This is a genomic window from Nostoc sp. UIC 10607 (assembly GCF_047228265.1).
GTDB lineage: Bacteria > Cyanobacteriota > Cyanobacteriia > Cyanobacteriales > Nostocaceae > Nostoc > Nostoc foliaceum_A.
Genome location: NZ_JBIQNW010000005.1, coordinates 1 through 18,763 on the forward strand (window position 1 = coordinate 1; position 18,763 = coordinate 18,763).

Consider the following 18,763-nt stretch of genomic DNA (forward strand, 5'->3'; position numbering starts at 1 on the left):
CTTTTCATGGTGAGTGGAACTATATTATCAAACCCAAAATTTCTCCCTAATTGTTCAAGTTATTTTTACTTGATGCCTTAATGTTGTAGAACTGCTGTCTTCTGTATATGCTGTGTATAATTTATTCATCAATTCCGTCTTGTAGACTGAAGGAAGGTCTCCTAGAGCTTGTTCTGCGGAAATTTCATTGCGATTATAAGTTGAACTTTCTAATTTGATTAAATAGGCATCAATATCAACAATGGGAGTTGGATATTCTTGAGAAAGCACGTACTTGTTACAATCACTAATTAAATTCAGCACTTTGATTAGGGATGGGTCAGTACTTTTGGGATGACCATCAAAGAGATTTCGAGTTTCACGAGCCTGTTGAAGTAGCTTCTTTGCTTCCCAGCCAATAACACCTATTTTATAGGCTCCTTCAATGAGTTCATGATCTAGAACATAATCTTGAAAGTCCTCGTATGCTTTTATTTCCTTTCGAGGTTTTACTTCTTTATTAAAAAGATCAAGGCTTCTATGAATAATCTTGTTACGCAAGTCATCTACTACTGCATTCCAGTAAGAACCAATAGCACTCCTATATCCTCTAACTTGCAAAACACGTAAAGCCTCTAAGACGTAAGGATTGTCTAACATTTCTTCCCTAACATTTAAAAGCTCTTTTTGAAGTAATTGAAGCTCCTCTGTTGCTATTTTACTGGTTATCTCAGATGAAATTATTCCAGATTGGGGTATTATTGCTTCTTCATTCATATAAAATACACTTAAATAATAAATTTGTGACAACCTGACTTTTGATACCTTACAGAGAATAGGTTTATTTTCACCATCCTGTAATAGTAGAGCGTTGCATTGCCAATCAGCCTCACTGATTAGCAATGCCACATTATAGCCTCACTTATCTGATCGCACAGGCAACGGCATATCCAAAATCTCCATCAGCAAATCCAGACGAGAGGGGCGCGTCAAGAGTGGGACGATATTCGGTAAACTGTAGTAATCGCCGGCGAAAGTGAACGTATCAACAGGTGCTTGCTGCTGCTTCAGTTGAGTCTCCACCCAGTTGTAATGAGTACCCACACGGACAATCACCACATTGGGCATTATCGCCAACTCCCGGCAGTAGTTCTTGTAGACTTCACCGAAGTAAGGAGCCGCATTTTCGCCCTCATCCGTCACTAAGATAATCTGGTCAACCACCTGCTTCTTCTTCCGCATTGCTTCCAATGCACAGCCGATGCTAGTGCTACCGCCTGCCTTGATGTGCTGGAAGGCACGCTCCCAGTCGGTCAACTCCTTGCCCTTTGCCGTAACAGCGTAAGGAATGGTGTCAAAGGCGTAGACAAACAGTTCTGCCTTAGTGATACCAGAAATTAGGGCAGCGAGTTGCAAACCCGTCGCGATCGCATTCTCCATTGAACCAGACTTGTCTACCAATAAAGCAGTTGGACGAGCGATCGCACCACGCCGTTTCACCTGTTCGTTTGTCACCTTTTCCAGTTGGGCAACGGTGTCTGCGTCAAAATCTCCTGCGTCTGTGGCAATCTGTGCTTTGAATGCTGAGACACGCGTACTCTTAGACGCTACTTCTAGTTTGGAATCAATTAGCTTCTTAACTTCTGGGTGATCCATTGCACCTCTAGTCTGGAGAGACTTGAGGTTGTTGATCGCTTCTTGAGGAGACATGCTGTTGATTAACGCCACCAACACAACTGGTGTAAGTTGCTTGATTGCACCAATTGCGATCGTGTAGGGAATGTTGAACTCCACAATCAGCCGTGCCTGTTCTGCGGCACTTTCTGCCTTAGCAACCTGCTTCAGCACATTTGCTAAGGAACCTTCTGGAGGAGTATCGCGGAACAGAATCGCATTTGCCCGTTCATTTGGCTTGATGTGCAGCGAAGCATACAAGTGCTTCATTGCCTTACGACCTCTGAGTGCAGCGCGATCAAACAGAGCCGGATTGCTTTCCCGTACCTTTAGATAACGCCGTACCGCAGTCCGAGCCGAACGAGGCAGTTTATTCTGCTGTTGCTTCATGAAGTCCACCACACGAGCCACCTGATAGGGTGGAAACTCTTGCAGCATCATAAATCCAGCATCTCGGTGTTCAGTCAAATTGCTAGTTAGCAAGTGAGCAACAAACACCTCCTTGTGGTCGCGGACATCACCATGACGCTGATACCAGACTGCCAGGTGTCCGTAGAAGATGGGATCGAGTTCAACAATTAACTGATGAATTTCTGCGACTTGCTCAAGCTTGCGGTGAGGAGTTGTGAGCAAACTGTTGAGCATTTCCAAACGCAGGTCACGTTCTGCGGTGTTCATTATGAACCTCCTCTAGTTGTGATGGATGAGGAGGCAGATGTTGCACGCGAGGTGATAAAGTCACCGCGCAAGTTGTGGAAGCATTGGATATAACTTATGCAGAGTTATGTAAGCTTCTGCGATCGGGGCGCGGCAACAACTGCCAATTTTGATATAAAGTATCGAAATCGTTGGCACTACTCCCTAAAAGTAGTAGCTGCGTAAGCTGCCATCATATCTGCCGCTATTGCGACAGCACTTTTTGAAAGTAGCGACCAGAACCACAAAGACAAAGGTCATTGCTACCAAGCTTTTCTTGTAGTTCCTTGTTGCCATGAACAAGGCGATTGCCACGTTTAACAGCTTTTTCAGATGGGTAGCCACGACGACGTTTGCTCGATGGTTCAAAAGCAGAAATCGTCAAATTCGTCGAAATCTTCAGGCTCGATGTTGAAAGAATTAATCTTTTTCATCGTTCTCACCTCCATCATATTCAAATGAAATAAGATCACCTCGTGCAAGTCGAAAAAGCTGTTGATTCACACACGGGATTTGAACCCGTAGTTGCTTGAGCTTCAGTCAAGTGCCTTACCATTCGGCTAGTATGTAAGCTTTTTCAGTTAGGGCACGAAGTGAAAATTTTAGGTTTTAGAAAGTTGATTTAAAATAAATCGAATTTCTTTCTTGTTACACTGCTGTTTCCTAATAGCGTAAATCATTCGACCTCTATACATTGCAGCAGAACGATGAATTATCCCTTTGACAACATCCGTCACATAATGAGTTGGTGGCGGTGGAAAATCTTCAAAGGTAATTAAATACCAAATCTCGTTTAGCTTCTGGTATTGATGATAATTATCAATGATGACAATATCAGTTTGTTCTTGCTTTTGTTCCTGCTTTTGCTTCTGCTTTCGAGGTATTTTCTCGGCTGCACAAAGAATTCCAGTTTCAGGATGAATATAGAAGCGATCGCGATAGCTTGTATCTAGCTGATTTCGATACCCTTGATAAGGCTTGCTATAAAAACCACCATCAATTATTTCCACATGCCGTTCAACGTAGTCCCAGACATGATCGATAACATGCTGTCCTGCCATTGTGCTGGGATCTAATCGTTGACACAGTTGGCTGTAAACGTCATTCCAAGGCTGTCCGACTTGCGATCGCAAAAACCGACGCAATGGGCCGAGATGATCTGAAAGATACTTAGATTTATTTATTGGTTTAATCAGGTAGGGATTCAACAATCCATCCTGAATTGCATCCTGGGTGATTTTGTATAATTGCTTCTTAAAGCCAGTCACCTTTTTGAGGCTAATTCTCCTCCCACCGCGAGGACGCTCAATCACAATCTCGCTCAAACGATGTTCGCTCATATCTCACGTTGTTTAAATGCAGTTGTACTAATTGAGTTGTTATTAAACATGAGTTAGCTAACATCATTGAACTCACCTCTGTATTGAGTAAAGGTTATAGATAAATACGATTTAAATAATTGAAATTCCGCACAAGTTAGTAAAGCAGTTTTCACAATTGCCTATACCAATTTGGCTCCGCTCCCATAAAAGGGAGCGACAGGAATCGTTCGCATAGCGTTCCCCCAGGGTACCTGCGATCCGTTGCCGGATAGTGTGTGTAGGCTTCACAAGTTAGGGAGCGGAATAAAACTATACATTTAGTAGAAATGAAGTAAAGGTTTAGGTTTATGTTTTAAACTTTCTTACCTTCTGCTTGGAAAGTGCTAAGTTATAAGTTCAGGGTAAATAATTAAAAGTGATGAGTCAAAGAAACTAATTTATTCAAAACTCCTAACTCCTAACTCCTAACTCCTATCTAACCATAGACCGCTTCAGGGCGGATGATCAAATCACCACTAGGACGGCGATCAATTACATAGGCCGAGAGGCGATCGCTATTCACATCTAAATGCCGAGCAACGCGCTCCTTCACCGCTACATCATTCATCCCTGCTGCAATTCCCAATTGAGTTTTTGGGACATCAACAGAACGTCCTTCAAATCGAATATGAACCATTGCAATCACCTCTTGTTTTAATTACGAATTACGAATTACGAATTCGTATTAGTGGATCTGATCGGGATTGAACCGATACCCTCCCTGTGAGAGTTACACTCACACCTCATGCAAGTCGAAAAAGCTGTGGTAACACCGCAGGAATTGAACCTACACTTATCGTTTTAGAGACGATCGCTCTACCATTGAGCAAGTATGTAAGCTTTTTCTGTCAGGGCACAAGTGATATCCGGGATCTCTACCGTTAGAGCTACAGACCCAAGCCTCTACACAACTTCAACCGCAGTCAAGTCTAGTGGAGCCGTCGGAAATCGTAGGCTTTGCCTTCCCGTTCGCGCTAGCGTTGCGTAGCAAAGGGTACCCGAATCCTGCAACCGTCCGTTTGTTGGTTTCGGAGCAGTCGAACCCCAATCACGGCCCCAAACAGTGGCATCTATGCAATTGTCAAGCTTCTGAGAGCTTTTAGTTTTGCCTTTGAGGAGGCTTTTCTTTTCATGCTACAAATGTAATACAAGCTCTACATAATGTCAAGGGGATACTACAAATTTCGCATTCCAATGCGTGTTAAGCTAACGCGCCTACATATTGCACTATTTTCCGTGTAGACCGTCATTAGTCATTAGTCATTTGTGTTTACCAATTGGACTTGGGACAATTGACAAAGGACAACCTCACCAGTTGATGTGCAACTTAAATGCTTAACAGCTTATTTAGATTCTCTCTTCTAAAACGCTTACTCCCCTTCCCTACAAGGGAAGGGCTGGGGGTTAGGTCTTTTTTATACTCAACTGAAAATCGCTGTATTGGGAAATTAACTACGGTTATCTATCTGAGCGCGTTGCAAACTTCCAGAGAAGTCAACATAAACACTTTTCCATTCTGTGAAAACATCCAAAGCAGTAGTTCCAGCTTCGCGGTGTCCGTTACCGGTTTGTTTTACACCACCAAATGGCAAGTGTACCTCTGCGCCGATAGTGGGGCCGTTAATATAGGTGATACCTGCTTCGATGTCGCGCATGGCAGTAAAAGCCCGGTTGATATCGCGGGTGTAAACTGAAGAAGAAAGACCGTAATTGCTATCGTTGAGAATTGCGATCGCTTCCTCAAAGGAGCTAACCTCAATCAATGCTACTACTGGCCCAAATATCTCTTCACGGGCAACTCGCATATCAGGAGTTACATCATCCAAAATAGTTGGTTGAAAGAAGTAACCGTTTTTCAGTGAGCCTTCATTGGCAATTTCTCCACCAATTAAAACCTTTGCTCCTTCCTCACGCGCGATATCCAAATACTTGCTCACCTGTTGGAGTTGTTTTTCATTGACAATCGGCCCAATATCTGTATTGGGTTCAGTGCCAGCACCCAAGCGTAATTTGCTGGTACGCTCATAAAGCATGGCGGTAAATTTTTCTTTGATATCACGATGTAAAATCAAACGACTAGTAGCCGTACACCGTTGACCGGTTGTCCCAAATGCTCCCCACACTGCACCATCGAGAGCAAGTTCTAAATCGGCATCTTCCATCACCACTTGAGCATTTTTACCACCCATTTCCAAACAGACACGCTTGTGAGTGCGTCCGCAAGTAGCGCCGACAAAGGCACCTGTTTCTGAAGAACCAGTAAACGATACCAAATCTATATTAGGATGCTCAACTAAAGCTTTCCCCGCCTCCTCTCCCACACCATGCACCAAGTTAATTACTCCTGGTGGTAAACCTGCTTGTTGGAAAATTTCAATCAATTTAGTCGCACAGGCGGAGGTATCTTCGGCAGGTTTGAGAATAACTGTATTGCCACACACCAAGGCTGGCATAGCTTTCCAGCAAGGAATTGCCACTGGGAAATTCCAGGGAGTGATTAAGGCACAAACTCCTATGGGCATTCGCACAGTCATGGCGAATTTATTGGACATTTCCGACGGTGTGGTTTGCCCGAATAGTCGCCGTCCTTCGCCAGCAGTGTAAAAGGCGCAATCAATACCTTCTTGCACATCTCCTCTGGCTTCTGTCAGGGGTTTACCCATTTCCCGACTGATTAACTGGGCGAGTTCTTCTTTATGCTGGAGTAATATTTCCCCGACGCGAAAGATGTATTCTGCCCTAGCTGGGGCCGGGACTGTGCGCCAACTGTGGTAGGCTTTGCGGGCGGCGGCTACTGCTGTATCTACATCATTAACCTGGGAACGGGGGAATGTGGCTACGACTTCGGTTTTGTCAGCAGGGTTGCGGCTTTCTAAAGTTGCTTCCCCTACAGCACTCAACCATTGACCGTCTATATAATTGCGGCAAGATAGCGGAGTTGTCATCTTGAAAATCTCCGGCTGATGATCCACTGGAAGTTGTGTATTAAGTTTGCTTGCTTTCTAGGTTATCCTCAAGTTTAGGAAATTGGCGTGAGAAGCAAATATCGATATAAAAATTAAGGCACTAAAGCCAATACACCCACAGGAGAACCAGAACCACCACGTAATCTTAGAGGTGCGATCGCTAGAGTAGTACCTTTAGGTGGCAACTGATCCAAATTGGTGAGATTTTCTAAAACAATACGCGGTTTTTCCAATACTAGGCGATTAGTAGCAAAACTGTTATCCTGTCCGGGGTCTACACCATGAGTATCAATTCCTACCCCAGCAATTTGCCGTTCATTCAGTAAAAACTGAGTTGCATCGCTGCCAAAACCTGGAAAGTGCGCAATTCCTTGAGAATCCTGATTTAGGAACGCACTTTTATCAAACCACTTTTTTTGCCAACCAGTATTCAGTATAACTACGCAACCAGGAGAAATCTCACCGTATTGGTCTTCCCAAGCCACAACATCAGCGATCGTCAGCGCATAATCAGAATTAACAGCTGTGGCTTGGCGAATATCTATGACTACCGCAGGTACAACCAGAGATTGGGCGGGGTATTGGTCAATTCCCATACTATAGCTATGAAAGCTGTTAGGGGCGTTGATATGGGTAGCGCTATGTTCCCCCAAGGAGAAACGCCGCAGGTAATAGCCATCATTATTTAGTTCAGCCACAGTTTCAAATTCTACTGGAGGGTCGCCAGACCATTGGGGAATATCTATGTCAATTACATGACTTAGGTGGATAACGCGTGTGTAGGTGATACTATTTTGACTTTGGGGTTGTATCATCCCAGCCTTCTATTTGATTATTTGTACTCAGAGATTTTTTTCAAAGGTGCCGCAGCTACACCCGTGGTAGACATCGCCTAGGTTGGGCTACGCCTACGCAAGCATAGTAATACCATTACAACGTTTTTCAATCAATTGAACTGCAACATTCCTACTCCTAATTCCCTATGATAAGAGAAATAATCCCCCCACTTCCCTTAAATTTCAGGTTGTTGGGGGGAATTCAAATGTTGCAGCAAAAAGTGAATTAATCTTTAGTTAACAACCAATAGGTTAACCTTTGATTAAGCTTAGATTAAGGTTGTGTGATGTCTACGTTGAAGGTTGCTCGTGTAGTGGAATCATAATCACAAACTCGGCACCTTCTCCTGGTACTGAAATACATTGGATTTGCCCCCCGTGTTTTTTGACAACAATTTGGTAGCTAATTGATAAACCCATGCCCGTGCCTTTACCAACGGGTTTCGTAGTAAAGAAGGGGTCAAATAGGCGTTTGCGTACTTCCTCTGTCATACCTGGGCCATTGTCGGCAATGCTAATTATTACACGGTCTTCTTGGATAAGGGTGCGAATGCGAATTTGTGGAAAAGTCATTTGTCCTTGGTCATTTGTCCTTTGTTCAGTGTTGTTTACTAATGAAAAATGACTAATGACAAATGACTCTTCAATTGCATCGATCGCATTTGTCAACAGATTCATAAACACCTGATTCATCTGTCCAGCGTGACACACTACTGGTGGTAGGTTGCCGTAGTCTCGGATTACTTGGATTTCGGAATGTCCTGATTTGGCTTTCAGGCGATTTTGCAAGAGCAGCAAGGTGCTATCAATACCTTCATGAATATCTACTGCCTTTGTGCCGTCTTCATCAAGGCGAGAGAAATTGCGTAAAGATAAAACAATCTGCCGAATGCGTTCGGCTCCCATGTTCATAGAATCCAGGATTTTGGGCAAATCTTGCTTGAGAAAGTCTAAATCAATGGCGTAGATTTGTTGGTGAATCTCTGGTGTTGGTGGACAGTAACTCTGTTGATAAAGGTCTACCAAGTGCAGCAAATCCTTGGTATATTCACGGGCATGGCTAATATTGCCGTAAATAAAATTGACGGGATTATTGATTTCATGGGCAATACCTGCAACCAATTGTCCCAAACTGGACATTTTTTCAGTTTGAATCAGTTGCGCTTGAGTTTGTTGCAGTTCTAGCAATGCTGCTTCTAGCTGTTGGGCTTTGTCTTGGGCAGTTTGGGCGGCGATACGGCTTTGGGTATAAAGTTTGGCTTGGTCAATGGCGATCGCTAGTTGAACTGTAACTGCTTGTAGTAATTCTACTTCGTTGTCCAACCAAGGACGGAAGCCACTACAAGAACCACAGCTAAATGTGCCTATTTCGCCAGATTGGGTGTGTACGGGTAGCGACATAAAGGCAGTGAAACCGAAATCCTGCAAAAACAACTGTCCTATGGAATCGCCTACAGTCTCTACATCATTAATGCGGATGATTTCTCTATTCAAGGTTTTGGCTGCGATTAGTTCGATTTCTGCATTAATTGCTTCTTGGTGGTTAAGGAGACAGGGTAAAAAGGAACTTTTCGCCTCATATACTTTATCCCAGTAGGGAACCTCAGCGTCTTGCCGATACCAAAAAAAGGCGCAGCGATCGATTTGGAATAAGTTACGGATCTCCTGGACTGCGGTTTCCACAATGTAATTGAGATCCAAAGAAGCTCGAATCTGGTTAGAAAGACGATTGAGTAGGGCTTCCCGTTGGGCGCTTTCTCTGAGTGCAACTTCTGTTTGTTTGCGCTTGATACCAATGGCAATTTCCTGGGCGGCAAATTCCAGTGCTGTGAAAGTTGATTCTGTCACTGTTTGGCGGGTAAACATGGCTATCACCCCTACAGTTTCATCTTCAACAATCAGAGGATAGCCAGCGAAGGCGACCATACCCTCTTGCTGTGCCCACTCTTTGTTACCCACGCGGGGATCTTTCTGCACAGAGTTAGTTAGGTGGGGTTTGCCCTCTTCGGCAATTAAACCAATTTTGAATTGACCAACTGGCACACGTTTATGGGGCCCATTAATGTGGGTGTACATCCCAGAACTTACTTGCAACTCCAATACGTTGTCTTTTTTGTTCAGCGTCCAGATGCGAGCAAAGGCTGCATCAAGATGTTCAACTAAAGCGTCAGTGCAGCGGCGCATCATGTTTTCTAAGGTGTCACTCTGGGTAAGGGCCGCGTCTACATCGGCACGAAAATGTGCCAAACGCGCTCGTTCTGCTAAAGCTTCCTCTGCTTGTTTGCGGTCAGTGGTGTCATAGCAAATACCAACGAAGTTTAAAACATTACCATTGCCGTCTCTAATAGCAGATGAGTTGCTTGTATGCCATCGCCAACTACCATTTTTGTGTTTGACTCGATATTCAATTGCGTCTTGTTTATCGCTTGTCGTCAAAATTCTTTGAAAATAATCTGCACAGATATGCACATCATCGGGATGTACAAAGGGAATAAAGGATTTGCCTACAACCTCCGCAATCTCATGCCCAAAAATTTCAGTCCAGTTAGGAGAAACGTAAGAAAATATCCCTTCAAGTGTCAGCGCAAAAATAATGTTATTGGCGTTTTCGACAATGCTGCGAAACTTGGCATCGCTTTCTATGAATGCTGCTTGTACTTTGTCGCTGGTGTCACTGACAAGAACTATGATTTGCTGTTCTGGTAATGGTAATAACCTAGCTTCAAAATTATTCTTCCCTTCTGGCAGGGGTAAGGTATATTCAAAACTGACTTCATATTGAGTTTCAAGTACTTGAGTTATTGCTTGCTGGAAGCGATCGCTTATAGCAGTCGGTAGGCATTCTCGCAAACTCTTGCCCTGACAATCTCCTGGTAGAATATACGGGTTATCCATCTTTCCTGGCTTGTAATCCAGAATATTCCCATCAATATTAATACGTAAGTATAAATCAGGTAGCAGTTGCAAAATGGCTGCAAATTCTGATGTTTTGTGGTGTAACTGTGCTTCAACTGCTTGGCGTTTTGTAGTTTCAGCTTGTACTTGCTTTAGTGCTTTTGCTAATTCTGCTGCCTGTTTTTGTTCTGTAATTTCATGCAGACAATAAGAGGAATTTGTCGATTTCAAGCAGCTTTCTCTCAGGGGAGGTCGAACTTCTGTTATATCCACACAATAACCGATGTAACCAACAAAGTTACCATCTGCCGAGAATCTTGGCGCTGCTGTATCTAAAATCCAGCGATATTTTCCATCAGCCCGACGCAGACGATATTGCCTCTGGAATGATTCATGTGCCACGAATGCTCTCAGGTATATATTTTCACATCGCTGCCTATCTTCTGGATGGACGCTGCAAGTCCAGATATTGTTTATCTCCTCTCCTAGCACAGATGCAGACGCGCCTGTTGTTAGATATGTTCCAGTAAATTCCAGCCAATTTGAATTTAAGTAACAGTAAAGTGCATTGCATCCAGCCATCCAAATCATCAGAGGAGCAGTATCCGCCTGCTGACAAAATACTTTTTCATCCTGTTGTATTTCTTCCTCTTCGACCATGATTTGGTTAATGTAGCTCTGCACCTTTTTAGAAAACACTTTTGCCTGCCTGCTCTGCCTAATTTATTAAGGGAATAGTCTGAAAATAAAATTTGTTAATAAATGTATATAATTTCATGTCAACTTGCTATTGATCTTAATACTTTATTTATTTTTATATGTATAAAACTTCCGGTTTTACTGTAAATAAATTGAAAAAATGCTGAAGTTATCATTAAGATTAACTTCAGCATTTTTGGTGGAATTTAAACTCTCCATATCTCTGGGAAGTTGTTTGACTTTGTTTCTTCTTAAATTCGCTTAGAAATTCATCTTAGCTATGTAATTGCATTGCTCAAAAACCTGATTTAGCTTTACGGAAACTATATGATTCCCTGTAAAGCACTTACATCTTTATAATAAATTCACAATAATCAAGAATTTCATATCAAATAAATATTGATTTTTTATCAAGAAGAATTCAGCATGAATTAGAGTCCTGGCAACTATAAGTCGCACGCCAGTTGCTTCTCCTGTTCGGAGACGCTACGCGTAGCTTGCTTCCCCGAAGGATTACAAGTCGGACATTACCCGCCCAACGCATTGGCTTGGCTATACAGACAAAACCCACCTCCGTGGGTTCGAAATTTTTAATTTTTCATGTTTTCCGCGTAGGCAGACTTTGCTTGTATAGTAGCGAATTATATTCACCTAATACTTTTCGGACATCCTCTTAAAATAATGGGTCTCAAATGGTTTAATACCAACATTTGTACTAAGCAGTCTCCAGAGCATCTGTGGTATAAAACTCTACTATATTGATTCTTGCTCCTGTTAGCGGTAGCGGGGTGTTTAGCCCATTCTGACTTCTGAATTCTTCTGCAATTTTCCCCGCCAAACCAGATTTTTCAAAATTGTCTTAACCGTTCAAAACGCCTCATACCAAAATCGCAAATTAAATGAGAGAAATGCTAAATGTAATATCAACACGTTGCAACAATGGCTGGCGATCGCGTTTTATATGTTATAAAGCTCACAGAAATTAATGTTAGGCGGAAACTACTTTATGGAACCAGATAAACTGGGCCGTTTTAAGGAGTACGGCGAATTCATCCTCCGAAAGATAGATTCTGTGCCCCAGCACCCTTCAAAACAAGAAGATTGGGTTCCAGCTAGTCTTGACGACTGTCTTTTGCGTCTGCGGTCAGCTGCCCAGAAAACTGTAGACCTTGCAACTTCACCTGTGAAAATTGGGGTGATGGGGGAATTCAGTAGTGGGAAAACTTTACTTTTAGGCAGTCTAATTGGATATGCAGATGCTTTGCCAGTCAGTGAGAATCCCACTACAGGTAATGTTACCGCCATACATATCATACCGCAAGACGAATTTGCAACTACACAATTAAGTAATTTTACTGTAGATTATCTTTCTCATGAAGGAGTCCATGAGTGTCTACGCTTCATGCTAGGGGAAGCCAATAAACGGACAGCAGCAGCCGGACTTCCTCCGATACCAGTATCGAAACTCAACTCTGGCAAAGATATTATTGGCTGGTGTGAAGAAGCATGGAATAGCAGTAACAATTTAGAGCTACGTTATTTACTCCGAGAGTTGGTATTATTCCTGCGGGCTTATCAAGCCTATGGGGAAGTTATGTGTGGTGGGCGCTACCAGATTGATGCTACCACCGCCCGCGAAGGGCTACAGCTGGTCGAACAGCCAATGGCAATCCAAACTATGAAATTTGAGGATTTACCGCCAGCGCACATCCGATTACCGAGTCCACCCCAGAGGCTACCAACAAAGTTATTACAAAACAGTTTCCCACTGATCCGCCGCGTAGATATCGATGTGAAAATATCACGGGAAATTTGGGATTTTGCAGGCGCAGCCAAATTTATTCTCATCGACTTTCCGGGATTGGGGGCTGCTAATTCGGGGGCTAGGGATACCTTTTTGTCGCTGCGAGAATTGGCAGAAGTACAGACAATTTTGGTACTGCTAAATGGTAAATCTCCAGGGAGCGATCGCGCCAATAAAATCTTTACCATGATGCAGCAGCAGCGACCAGGACAAGACCTAAAAGATTTAATTCTCGTAGGTGTGGGTCGCTTCGATCAACTCCCCCTAGACAGTGAAGGTGGCGAAAGAGAACTTGACCACCTGATTGAAGATAGTCCACATTTAAAAGAAGAAACCGTTTTCCAAAAACTCAAAGTTCTGCAAACTACCATTGATGGTGCAGAGGCATTTACAACCCAAAAAGACCGGATCGTTTTACTGTCGCCACTGTTGGGACTGGCTGAATTAGCAAAACGTTCTAGTACAGTCAAAGCAGGCTCACCAGATTTTTTGGCTAACTTGGACTATCCTGATTACCTAGATCGGTCTAAACGCCTACAAGATAAATGGGAGCTATTAAGTGAACGGCTGTTAGAGACCGATCCCCGCAGTAATTTAGGCAAACAGCTAGGTTACTTTGGTCAAGATGGGGGACTTAGTAAACTGCGGGAATTGATTCAAAACCACGTAGCGACTCATGGTTTGAAGCAACTATATGAAGATACTCGCAGAGCGGCTGATGTGGTGAGTCAGCAACAAGATCACTTGAAAGACATCATAGATGAAATTCACGAGCAAGGCATTCCCACAGGAGACAGTCCCGCCTTTATCGAGTTGCGCTTTGTCGTCGAAAGCTTAGATAAAATCTACAGGAATTTTCAAAAAGATTTAGGGACAGAACCACTCAAAGATCGGCGGGGTGTTGTCGTCAGCGATGTAGTTAAAGACGAACTCACTTTTAGAATCCTCAATTGGAACCAGTGGACTTTACTCTTCAACAAAGCCAACAATGGAGCGATCGCTCTGGCAGAATCTAAAGGTGCAGCCGGGAAATTATTTGATCGAGGAAACCGTGTAAATACTTCCCTTCCGACTAAAAGCGATGATTTTTATCCAGTATTTGAGAAAACCGTTAAAGAAGTAGAAGATTTTGCCCGCGATCGCATCCATCAAGCAGTGGTAGATTTGTTGAATCAATTGTCAAATTATGTAGCTCCAGAACGCGAACAATTGCAGGCATTTTTCCATCCAGAAATGGAGCAAGAAATCGAAGAAAAATTTGGTTTTGAAGATGCCGATCTCTTTTACAAATTATTACTAGGATGCGATCCTAACGAATGGAAGGAAGCAATCATCTCGGAAATCAGTAGTAAAGACAAAACCGTTGCGCCCGAAATCATCTTTCCCTTAGCGCGTCAAGACGAGAAACACAATGTTGGTCAAATCTTTGACTGGGCACCAGAAAAAAGCCAAGGTTTACCTAGATCGAGCAACCACCAACTTTTAGTACTGCGGCTACGAGATGAAATCACCGCTAGCGCTAGCCTTCATCTTGTGCAATATGTTAGCGAAGTGAATCAGCAAATTAATTCTGAAATAGAAGGCATTTTGGATCAAATTATTCCTAGTTTGCAAAACCTCTCAAAAAAAGAAACTTTGCTGAGATATTTGGCAGCTGGTGACTTGCCATCTGAGACAGAAATTCCTACTTGGTTGCAGATTATTTCAGAACTTGCTGCTGTTTCTTACTTAGATGATTTGAGATAAGCTAACTCAGAAAATGACTGATTGCGATCGGCTACGGTTATGAGGATGTATTTGTGAGACGTGATGCGATTTTTTATGCAATTTTTAAGCGTGTCCCAGGATTGTTTTTCGAGTTAGTAGAACAGCCACCAGCCGAAGCTAGTAGCTATCGCTTTGAATCAGTTGAAGTTAAAGAACCAACATTTCGGATTGATGGGGTATTTTTACCTCCACCTGATGCAGCATCTCAGATGATCTTTTTTGCTGAGGTACAATTCCAAAGAGATGAGTTACTGTATCATCGCTTTTTCACCGAATCCATGCTGTATATGTATCGCAACCCGTCGCTTTACGATGACTGGTATGGGGTAATTATTTTACAGTCTCGCAACTTGGAACCGGAAAACACTACTATTCATAGATCGTTACTGAACAGTTCCCAAGTACAACGGATTTATTTAGATGAGTTAGGTAGTCCTGATGAGCAAAAAGTAGGTATCAGTTTGATGCAGTTAACTATTGCCTCAGAGACTCAAATGGTGCAAGAAGCGAAACGTTTAATTGAGCGGGTGCAGCAAGAACAGATAACTGTTTTAGCTAAGAAGGAGATAATAGATGTAATCACAACGATCGCAGTTTATAAATTCGCAAACTTAAGTCGTGAAGAGGTAGAGGCAATGTTAGGAGTTAAGTTAGAAGAAACTAGAGTTTATCAAGAAGCTAAAGAAGAGGGACGAGAAGAAGGACGAGAAGAACTAAAACTTGAACTTGTACCTCGGTTCTTAGCTCGTGGGATGTCGATGGAAGAGGTTGCCCAGTTACTTGATTTAACTATCGAACAAGTAAGACTTGCAACTGAGCAAGAATCTTCAACATCAACTTAATAACTGCCGTAATTTTCATAGCGATGCCTAGTTTGGGCTATGCCTACGCCCTTTCATATAAAAGCATAGCCCAACGTAAATATCGCACCAAATAAAAAAGCTAGTGCTAAAGAGAATCAGTGGTACAAGACCAAAGATTAAAAGTCTTTACCACAAGGATTCTCTAAATTTGTAATTTTATGATCAAACATTACAGTTTTTAGCCAGCTATAAAACAAACAACAGAAAGTGATACTATAATGAACCCTTTTCAACTCAACAAATATAGCGATCAAGAACCAAGCGAGAAACAACAAAAAAGATTTCCGGGATGGTTTGCTTTAGATTTTGGTACATCGAATTCCACAGTTACACTCTTCGATCCCATTGAAGTACCGATCGCAGAAATTCTACCAAAAGAACAAGAGATGCGGTTGCGCGATCGCTTATCACAATGGCTGAGTTCTCCCGCCTCAGTAGCTTTACCAGATGTCAGCGCTGATGATTGGGAAAAGTTTATCGGAGAAATTAGCAAAAACCTGGAGATAGAACCCAGTCGATTGAGCGAAGTATTTGAAAGTGACAATAAAGAGCGATTTTTGGAAGCAATTCGCCAAATTGAACTTTCTTTAGGAAACAGCGAGAGGTTCCGCCGTGCTGTCAGCAAAAAACTTTACCAAATTTATCATGAGGTGTTCCGCGTCCCTACCCTAGAGTCGCAAAATCTGATCCCAGTTGTACTGGATATCGATCGCCGCGATACGGAAATTCCCAGCGAGTCGGAAATTTCGCACTTAGGAGACTTAAAACTGCGAATGGGTAGGGAAGCTAGAGATAACCGAAAAAAAGCGATCGCTCAAGGTACAAGCAGTTCTTTAAAGGAAATTATCAGCAGGTTTCACCATTCACCCAAACGCTATTTTGGTCAAGAGCGGTTATTTTCAGTGATTTTAGATGGTGAAGAAGAAATAATTACTGCTAACCAACTGATTCAATCTGCTTGGGCGCATTTAATCGAGTTAACTGAAGATTACCGCCAACGCGCCCAGCGCAGGTTTTCAGAAGGAGATTTTTTGACAGCAGTTGTCACCTACCCCACTGTCGCCCCACCAGTTGTTCGCAAGGAAGTTAAGGAATTAGTTGAGCAGTTGGGGATCGATGATGTACAAACTGCTTATGATGAAGCCGTTTCTGTGGCGATATTCTTTTTATGGCGAGAATTTGGTGGTAATCTCAACATTGGGATTGAGTCATTCAAAACTCGTTGTCGCCAAGCAGGAAACAAATGGTCACAAAATGTTCTCGTCTTGGATATTGGCGGGGGAACCACAGACTTAGCTTTAATTGAACTGACTTTGGAAGATAAAACCCCTACCTTTGCTGATTATGAAGACCGAGGTTTAGGAGGACGTTACTATAAACTTACTCCCAAACTATTAGGTTCATCCGGTCATTTACAGTTAGGCGGTGAATTAATTACACTGCGAATTTTTAGATTATTAAAAGTTGCGATCGCAGACTTTTTGTTGACAGCAGTAACAACAGGTGATATTGAAAGTGAAAGGCTAGAAGATTTAATTAGCTCTGAGTTAAACGAACGCTTTCTAGAACAAGGTAAATTCAAAAGTGGCAGTATTTTAAAATGTCTAGATAAAGAGAATCCAGAAGGCGATATTGCTTACAAAGATGCCCTAGATACTGCCGAGAAAGTATTACCTACCCGTTGGCAACAAGCACCCCAACGCCTGCAATCATTTTATATTCTTTGGGATTATGCGGAAGCTGCTAAACTTAAACTTGGGCAAAAAGCACCAGTAGATAATTCTCTATTAACCTTCACACTTACTGAACAACAAATTTCTGAACTGCTCACCCAAAGCGCCGTTAAATTGGAAGTCAAAGATCCAAATAGTATCTGCGTCACCCTAGATAACCAGCAATTTGAACGAGCCGCCGTTTCAGGAATTAAAGAAGCGATCGGTATTGCTAAAGGTTTGATGGAAAGTCGCTTGCGTCCCGATGATATCACCAAAGATTCTTGGAATTCCCAAAAAGTTGATTGGTTAATTTTGTCTGGAAAAACTTGTAATTTAGACATAGTGCAGCGCCAAATCTACCAAGAATTTAGTAAGTCTCCATATTTTGTGTGGAATCCAGAACGAATTACCTTTGTGTTGGAATTTACCAAATTAGCCACCTCTGCTGGTGCTTGCTATGCCGAAAAACTACGAAGATTAAGATTCGATCCAGAAGAGTCCAAAAGCTTGCTGCGTAAGGGAGCCAACCAGCTAGAAATTGATGTCAAAAATCTGTTTTATTATTTACCCTGCAACTTCAAACGCAAAACTCAAAGTAATGATTTACTAACTATATTCAAGGCTGGACAAGAACTATATCAACTCGCACCTTGGGAAACTGTCGCCAAGGTTCGGACTGCATGGCAAGGAATCCAATTAACTAATATTATTTACCGTCAAGACTACGAGGATGGAGATTTACGACTATGGGGTAGCTTTGACGGTAAAAACCTCATGAATAAATTGGGAATGCAAGAAGCAGAGTTTCTGAAAAAAATTAAAGTCCAGTTTGAGATTGACCAAACCCTTGAATTTAGTGTGTTGCTTTGTCAGGGAAATCCCCATTATTTAATTGATATTTCTGGCATTGATTTGGAATCGGTAGTTTCAGAAACTTCAGCACTATTTGCTGATGGTAAATTGAACTGGAATATTGCTGTGGAACGTTTCAATAAAGACTTGAATGATGGTGATATTGCCGTCAATGTTATTGAGTCTGCAACTGTTGATCAACCAGATGCCTATCATCTTGTATTTGAAGTAGGAAATGATGGTAGTAAATTGTTCCAAAAATTCCATTATCTGCGCGATGGTGTGACGGAACCAGGAATTGGGTTAATTAGTAATCCTTTACCTCCATTTCCGCAAACTGGCCAGCATACTTTCTATGTTTATCAAACAGATGCAGAAACTAACAGCAAAAAATGGATACGAATTGGCGCACTCAGCAAACCAGATGTGACAACAGATTACCCTTGCCAATATCGGGTAACTCTCGATGATCAAGGCATTCTGCGGATGCACGCTGGTGAAGTACCTTACTGGACATCAAACAGTCAGGAATGCTTAAAGGAAGAAGGATGCGTTTATCTTGCTGAATTAGAATTGCAGCCGAATGAGGTTGATAAAGAACGCGATCCATTTTGCGGTATACATTAACTCTTGTATTAAACCTTTGCGTTCCTCTG

General features: G+C 42.4%; 12 protein-coding genes and 1 tRNA gene. 4 read left to right on the forward strand and 9 right to left on the reverse strand.

Going from position 1 to position 18,763, the window contains the following annotated elements:
* Positions 1 to 54 precede the first annotated feature (54 nt).
* From ACEYW6_RS06265 to ACEYW6_RS06290, 6 genes are all read right to left on the reverse strand, one after another.
* Positions 55 to 756, reverse strand: coding sequence for a hypothetical protein (locus ACEYW6_RS06265; RefSeq protein WP_412979042.1), 702 nt, complete (start codon positions 754 to 756; stop codon positions 55 to 57).
* A gap of 141 nt (positions 757 to 897) precedes the next feature.
* Positions 898 to 2,331: a vWA domain-containing protein gene (locus ACEYW6_RS06270; protein WP_412979043.1), complete on the reverse strand. Its 1,434-nt coding sequence runs from the start codon at positions 2,329 to 2,331 to the stop codon at positions 898 to 900.
* A gap of 223 nt (positions 2,332 to 2,554) precedes the next feature.
* Complete coding sequence (locus tag ACEYW6_RS06275) at positions 2,555 to 2,734, reverse strand: hypothetical protein (RefSeq protein WP_412979044.1); 180 nt, start codon at positions 2,732 to 2,734, stop codon at positions 2,555 to 2,557.
* 116 nt (positions 2,735 to 2,850) lie between these two features.
* Positions 2,851 to 2,919: transfer RNA gene (locus ACEYW6_RS06280), tRNA-Phe, on the reverse strand.
* Between the two features lie 32 nt (positions 2,920 to 2,951).
* Positions 2,952 to 3,689, reverse strand: coding sequence for a hypothetical protein (locus ACEYW6_RS06285; RefSeq protein ID WP_412979045.1), 738 nt, complete (start codon positions 3,687 to 3,689; stop codon positions 2,952 to 2,954).
* Positions 3,690 to 4,146: 457 nt separating this feature from the next.
* Complete coding sequence (locus ACEYW6_RS06290; RefSeq protein WP_015132106.1) at positions 4,147 to 4,347, reverse strand: hypothetical protein; 201 nt, start codon at positions 4,345 to 4,347, stop codon at positions 4,147 to 4,149.
* Positions 4,348 to 4,433: 86 nt separating this feature from the next.
* On the opposite strand from ACEYW6_RS06290, the gene ACEYW6_RS06295 reads away from it, so the two are divergent.
* Positions 4,434 to 4,595, forward strand: coding sequence for a hypothetical protein (locus tag ACEYW6_RS06295; protein WP_412979046.1), 162 nt, complete (start codon positions 4,434 to 4,436; stop codon positions 4,593 to 4,595).
* A 563-nt stretch (positions 4,596 to 5,158) separates the two neighbouring features.
* Here the strand turns inward: ACEYW6_RS06295 and ACEYW6_RS06300 are convergent.
* From ACEYW6_RS06300 to ACEYW6_RS06310, 3 genes are all read right to left on the reverse strand, one after another.
* Positions 5,159 to 6,655, reverse strand: a complete 1,497-nt coding sequence (locus ACEYW6_RS06300; protein WP_412979047.1) for an aldehyde dehydrogenase family protein — start codon at positions 6,653 to 6,655, stop codon at positions 5,159 to 5,161.
* A 113-nt stretch (positions 6,656 to 6,768) separates the two neighbouring features.
* A complete protein-coding gene (locus ACEYW6_RS06305) occupies positions 6,769 to 7,491 on the reverse strand; it encodes a cyclase family protein (RefSeq protein WP_412979048.1) in 723 nt (240 codons plus the stop codon).
* 312 nt (positions 7,492 to 7,803) lie between these two features.
* Positions 7,804 to 11,067, reverse strand: coding sequence for a PAS domain S-box protein (locus ACEYW6_RS06310; protein WP_412979211.1), 3,264 nt, complete (start codon positions 11,065 to 11,067; stop codon positions 7,804 to 7,806).
* 1,045 nt (positions 11,068 to 12,112) lie between these two features.
* On the opposite strand from ACEYW6_RS06310, the gene ACEYW6_RS06315 reads away from it, so the two are divergent.
* The 3 genes from ACEYW6_RS06315 (at position 12,113) to ACEYW6_RS06325 (ending at position 18,734) form a co-directional block, all read left to right on the forward strand.
* Positions 12,113 to 14,656 carry a proteasome protein gene (locus ACEYW6_RS06315; protein WP_412979049.1) on the forward strand — a complete coding sequence of 848 codons (2,544 nt, stop codon included), beginning with the start codon at positions 12,113 to 12,115 and terminating at the stop codon, positions 14,654 to 14,656.
* Between the two features lie 53 nt (positions 14,657 to 14,709).
* Positions 14,710 to 15,519 (forward strand): Rpn family recombination-promoting nuclease/putative transposase, encoded by an 810-nt coding sequence (locus ACEYW6_RS06320; protein ID WP_412979050.1) that lies wholly within the window; start codon positions 14,710 to 14,712, stop codon positions 15,517 to 15,519.
* Between the two features lie 239 nt (positions 15,520 to 15,758).
* Complete coding sequence (locus tag ACEYW6_RS06325; protein WP_412979051.1) at positions 15,759 to 18,734, forward strand: molecular chaperone; 2,976 nt, start codon at positions 15,759 to 15,761, stop codon at positions 18,732 to 18,734.
* The last annotated feature ends 29 nt before the right edge of the window (positions 18,735 to 18,763 follow it).

What these genes read in the sequence shown, in the direction of transcription:
- ACEYW6_RS06270 (WP_412979043.1), bottom strand. Translation starts at nt 2,331, where the DNA reads ATGAACACCGCAGAACGTGACCTGCGTTTGGAAATGCTCAACAGTTTG.
- ACEYW6_RS06290 (WP_015132106.1), bottom strand. Translation starts at nt 4,347, where the DNA reads ATGGTTCATATTCGATTTGAAGGACGTTCTGTTGATGTCCCAAAAACT.
- ACEYW6_RS06285 (WP_412979045.1), bottom strand. Translation starts at nt 3,689, where the DNA reads ATGAGCGAACATCGTTTGAGCGAGATTGTGATTGAGCGTCCTCGCGGT.
- ACEYW6_RS06265 (WP_412979042.1), bottom strand. Translation starts at nt 756, where the DNA reads ATGAATGAAGAAGCAATAATACCCCAATCTGGAATAATTTCATCTGAG.
- ACEYW6_RS06300 (WP_412979047.1), bottom strand. Translation starts at nt 6,655, where the DNA reads ATGACAACTCCGCTATCTTGCCGCAATTATATAGACGGTCAATGGTTG.
- ACEYW6_RS06325 (WP_412979051.1), top strand. Translation starts at nt 15,759, where the DNA reads ATGAACCCTTTTCAACTCAACAAATATAGCGATCAAGAACCAAGCGAG.
- ACEYW6_RS06315 (WP_412979049.1), top strand. Translation starts at nt 12,113, where the DNA reads ATGGAACCAGATAAACTGGGCCGTTTTAAGGAGTACGGCGAATTCATC.
- ACEYW6_RS06305 (WP_412979048.1), bottom strand. Translation starts at nt 7,491, where the DNA reads ATGATACAACCCCAAAGTCAAAATAGTATCACCTACACACGCGTTATC.
- ACEYW6_RS06310 (WP_412979211.1), bottom strand. Translation starts at nt 11,067, where the DNA reads ATGGTCGAAGAGGAAGAAATACAACAGGATGAAAAAGTATTTTGTCAG.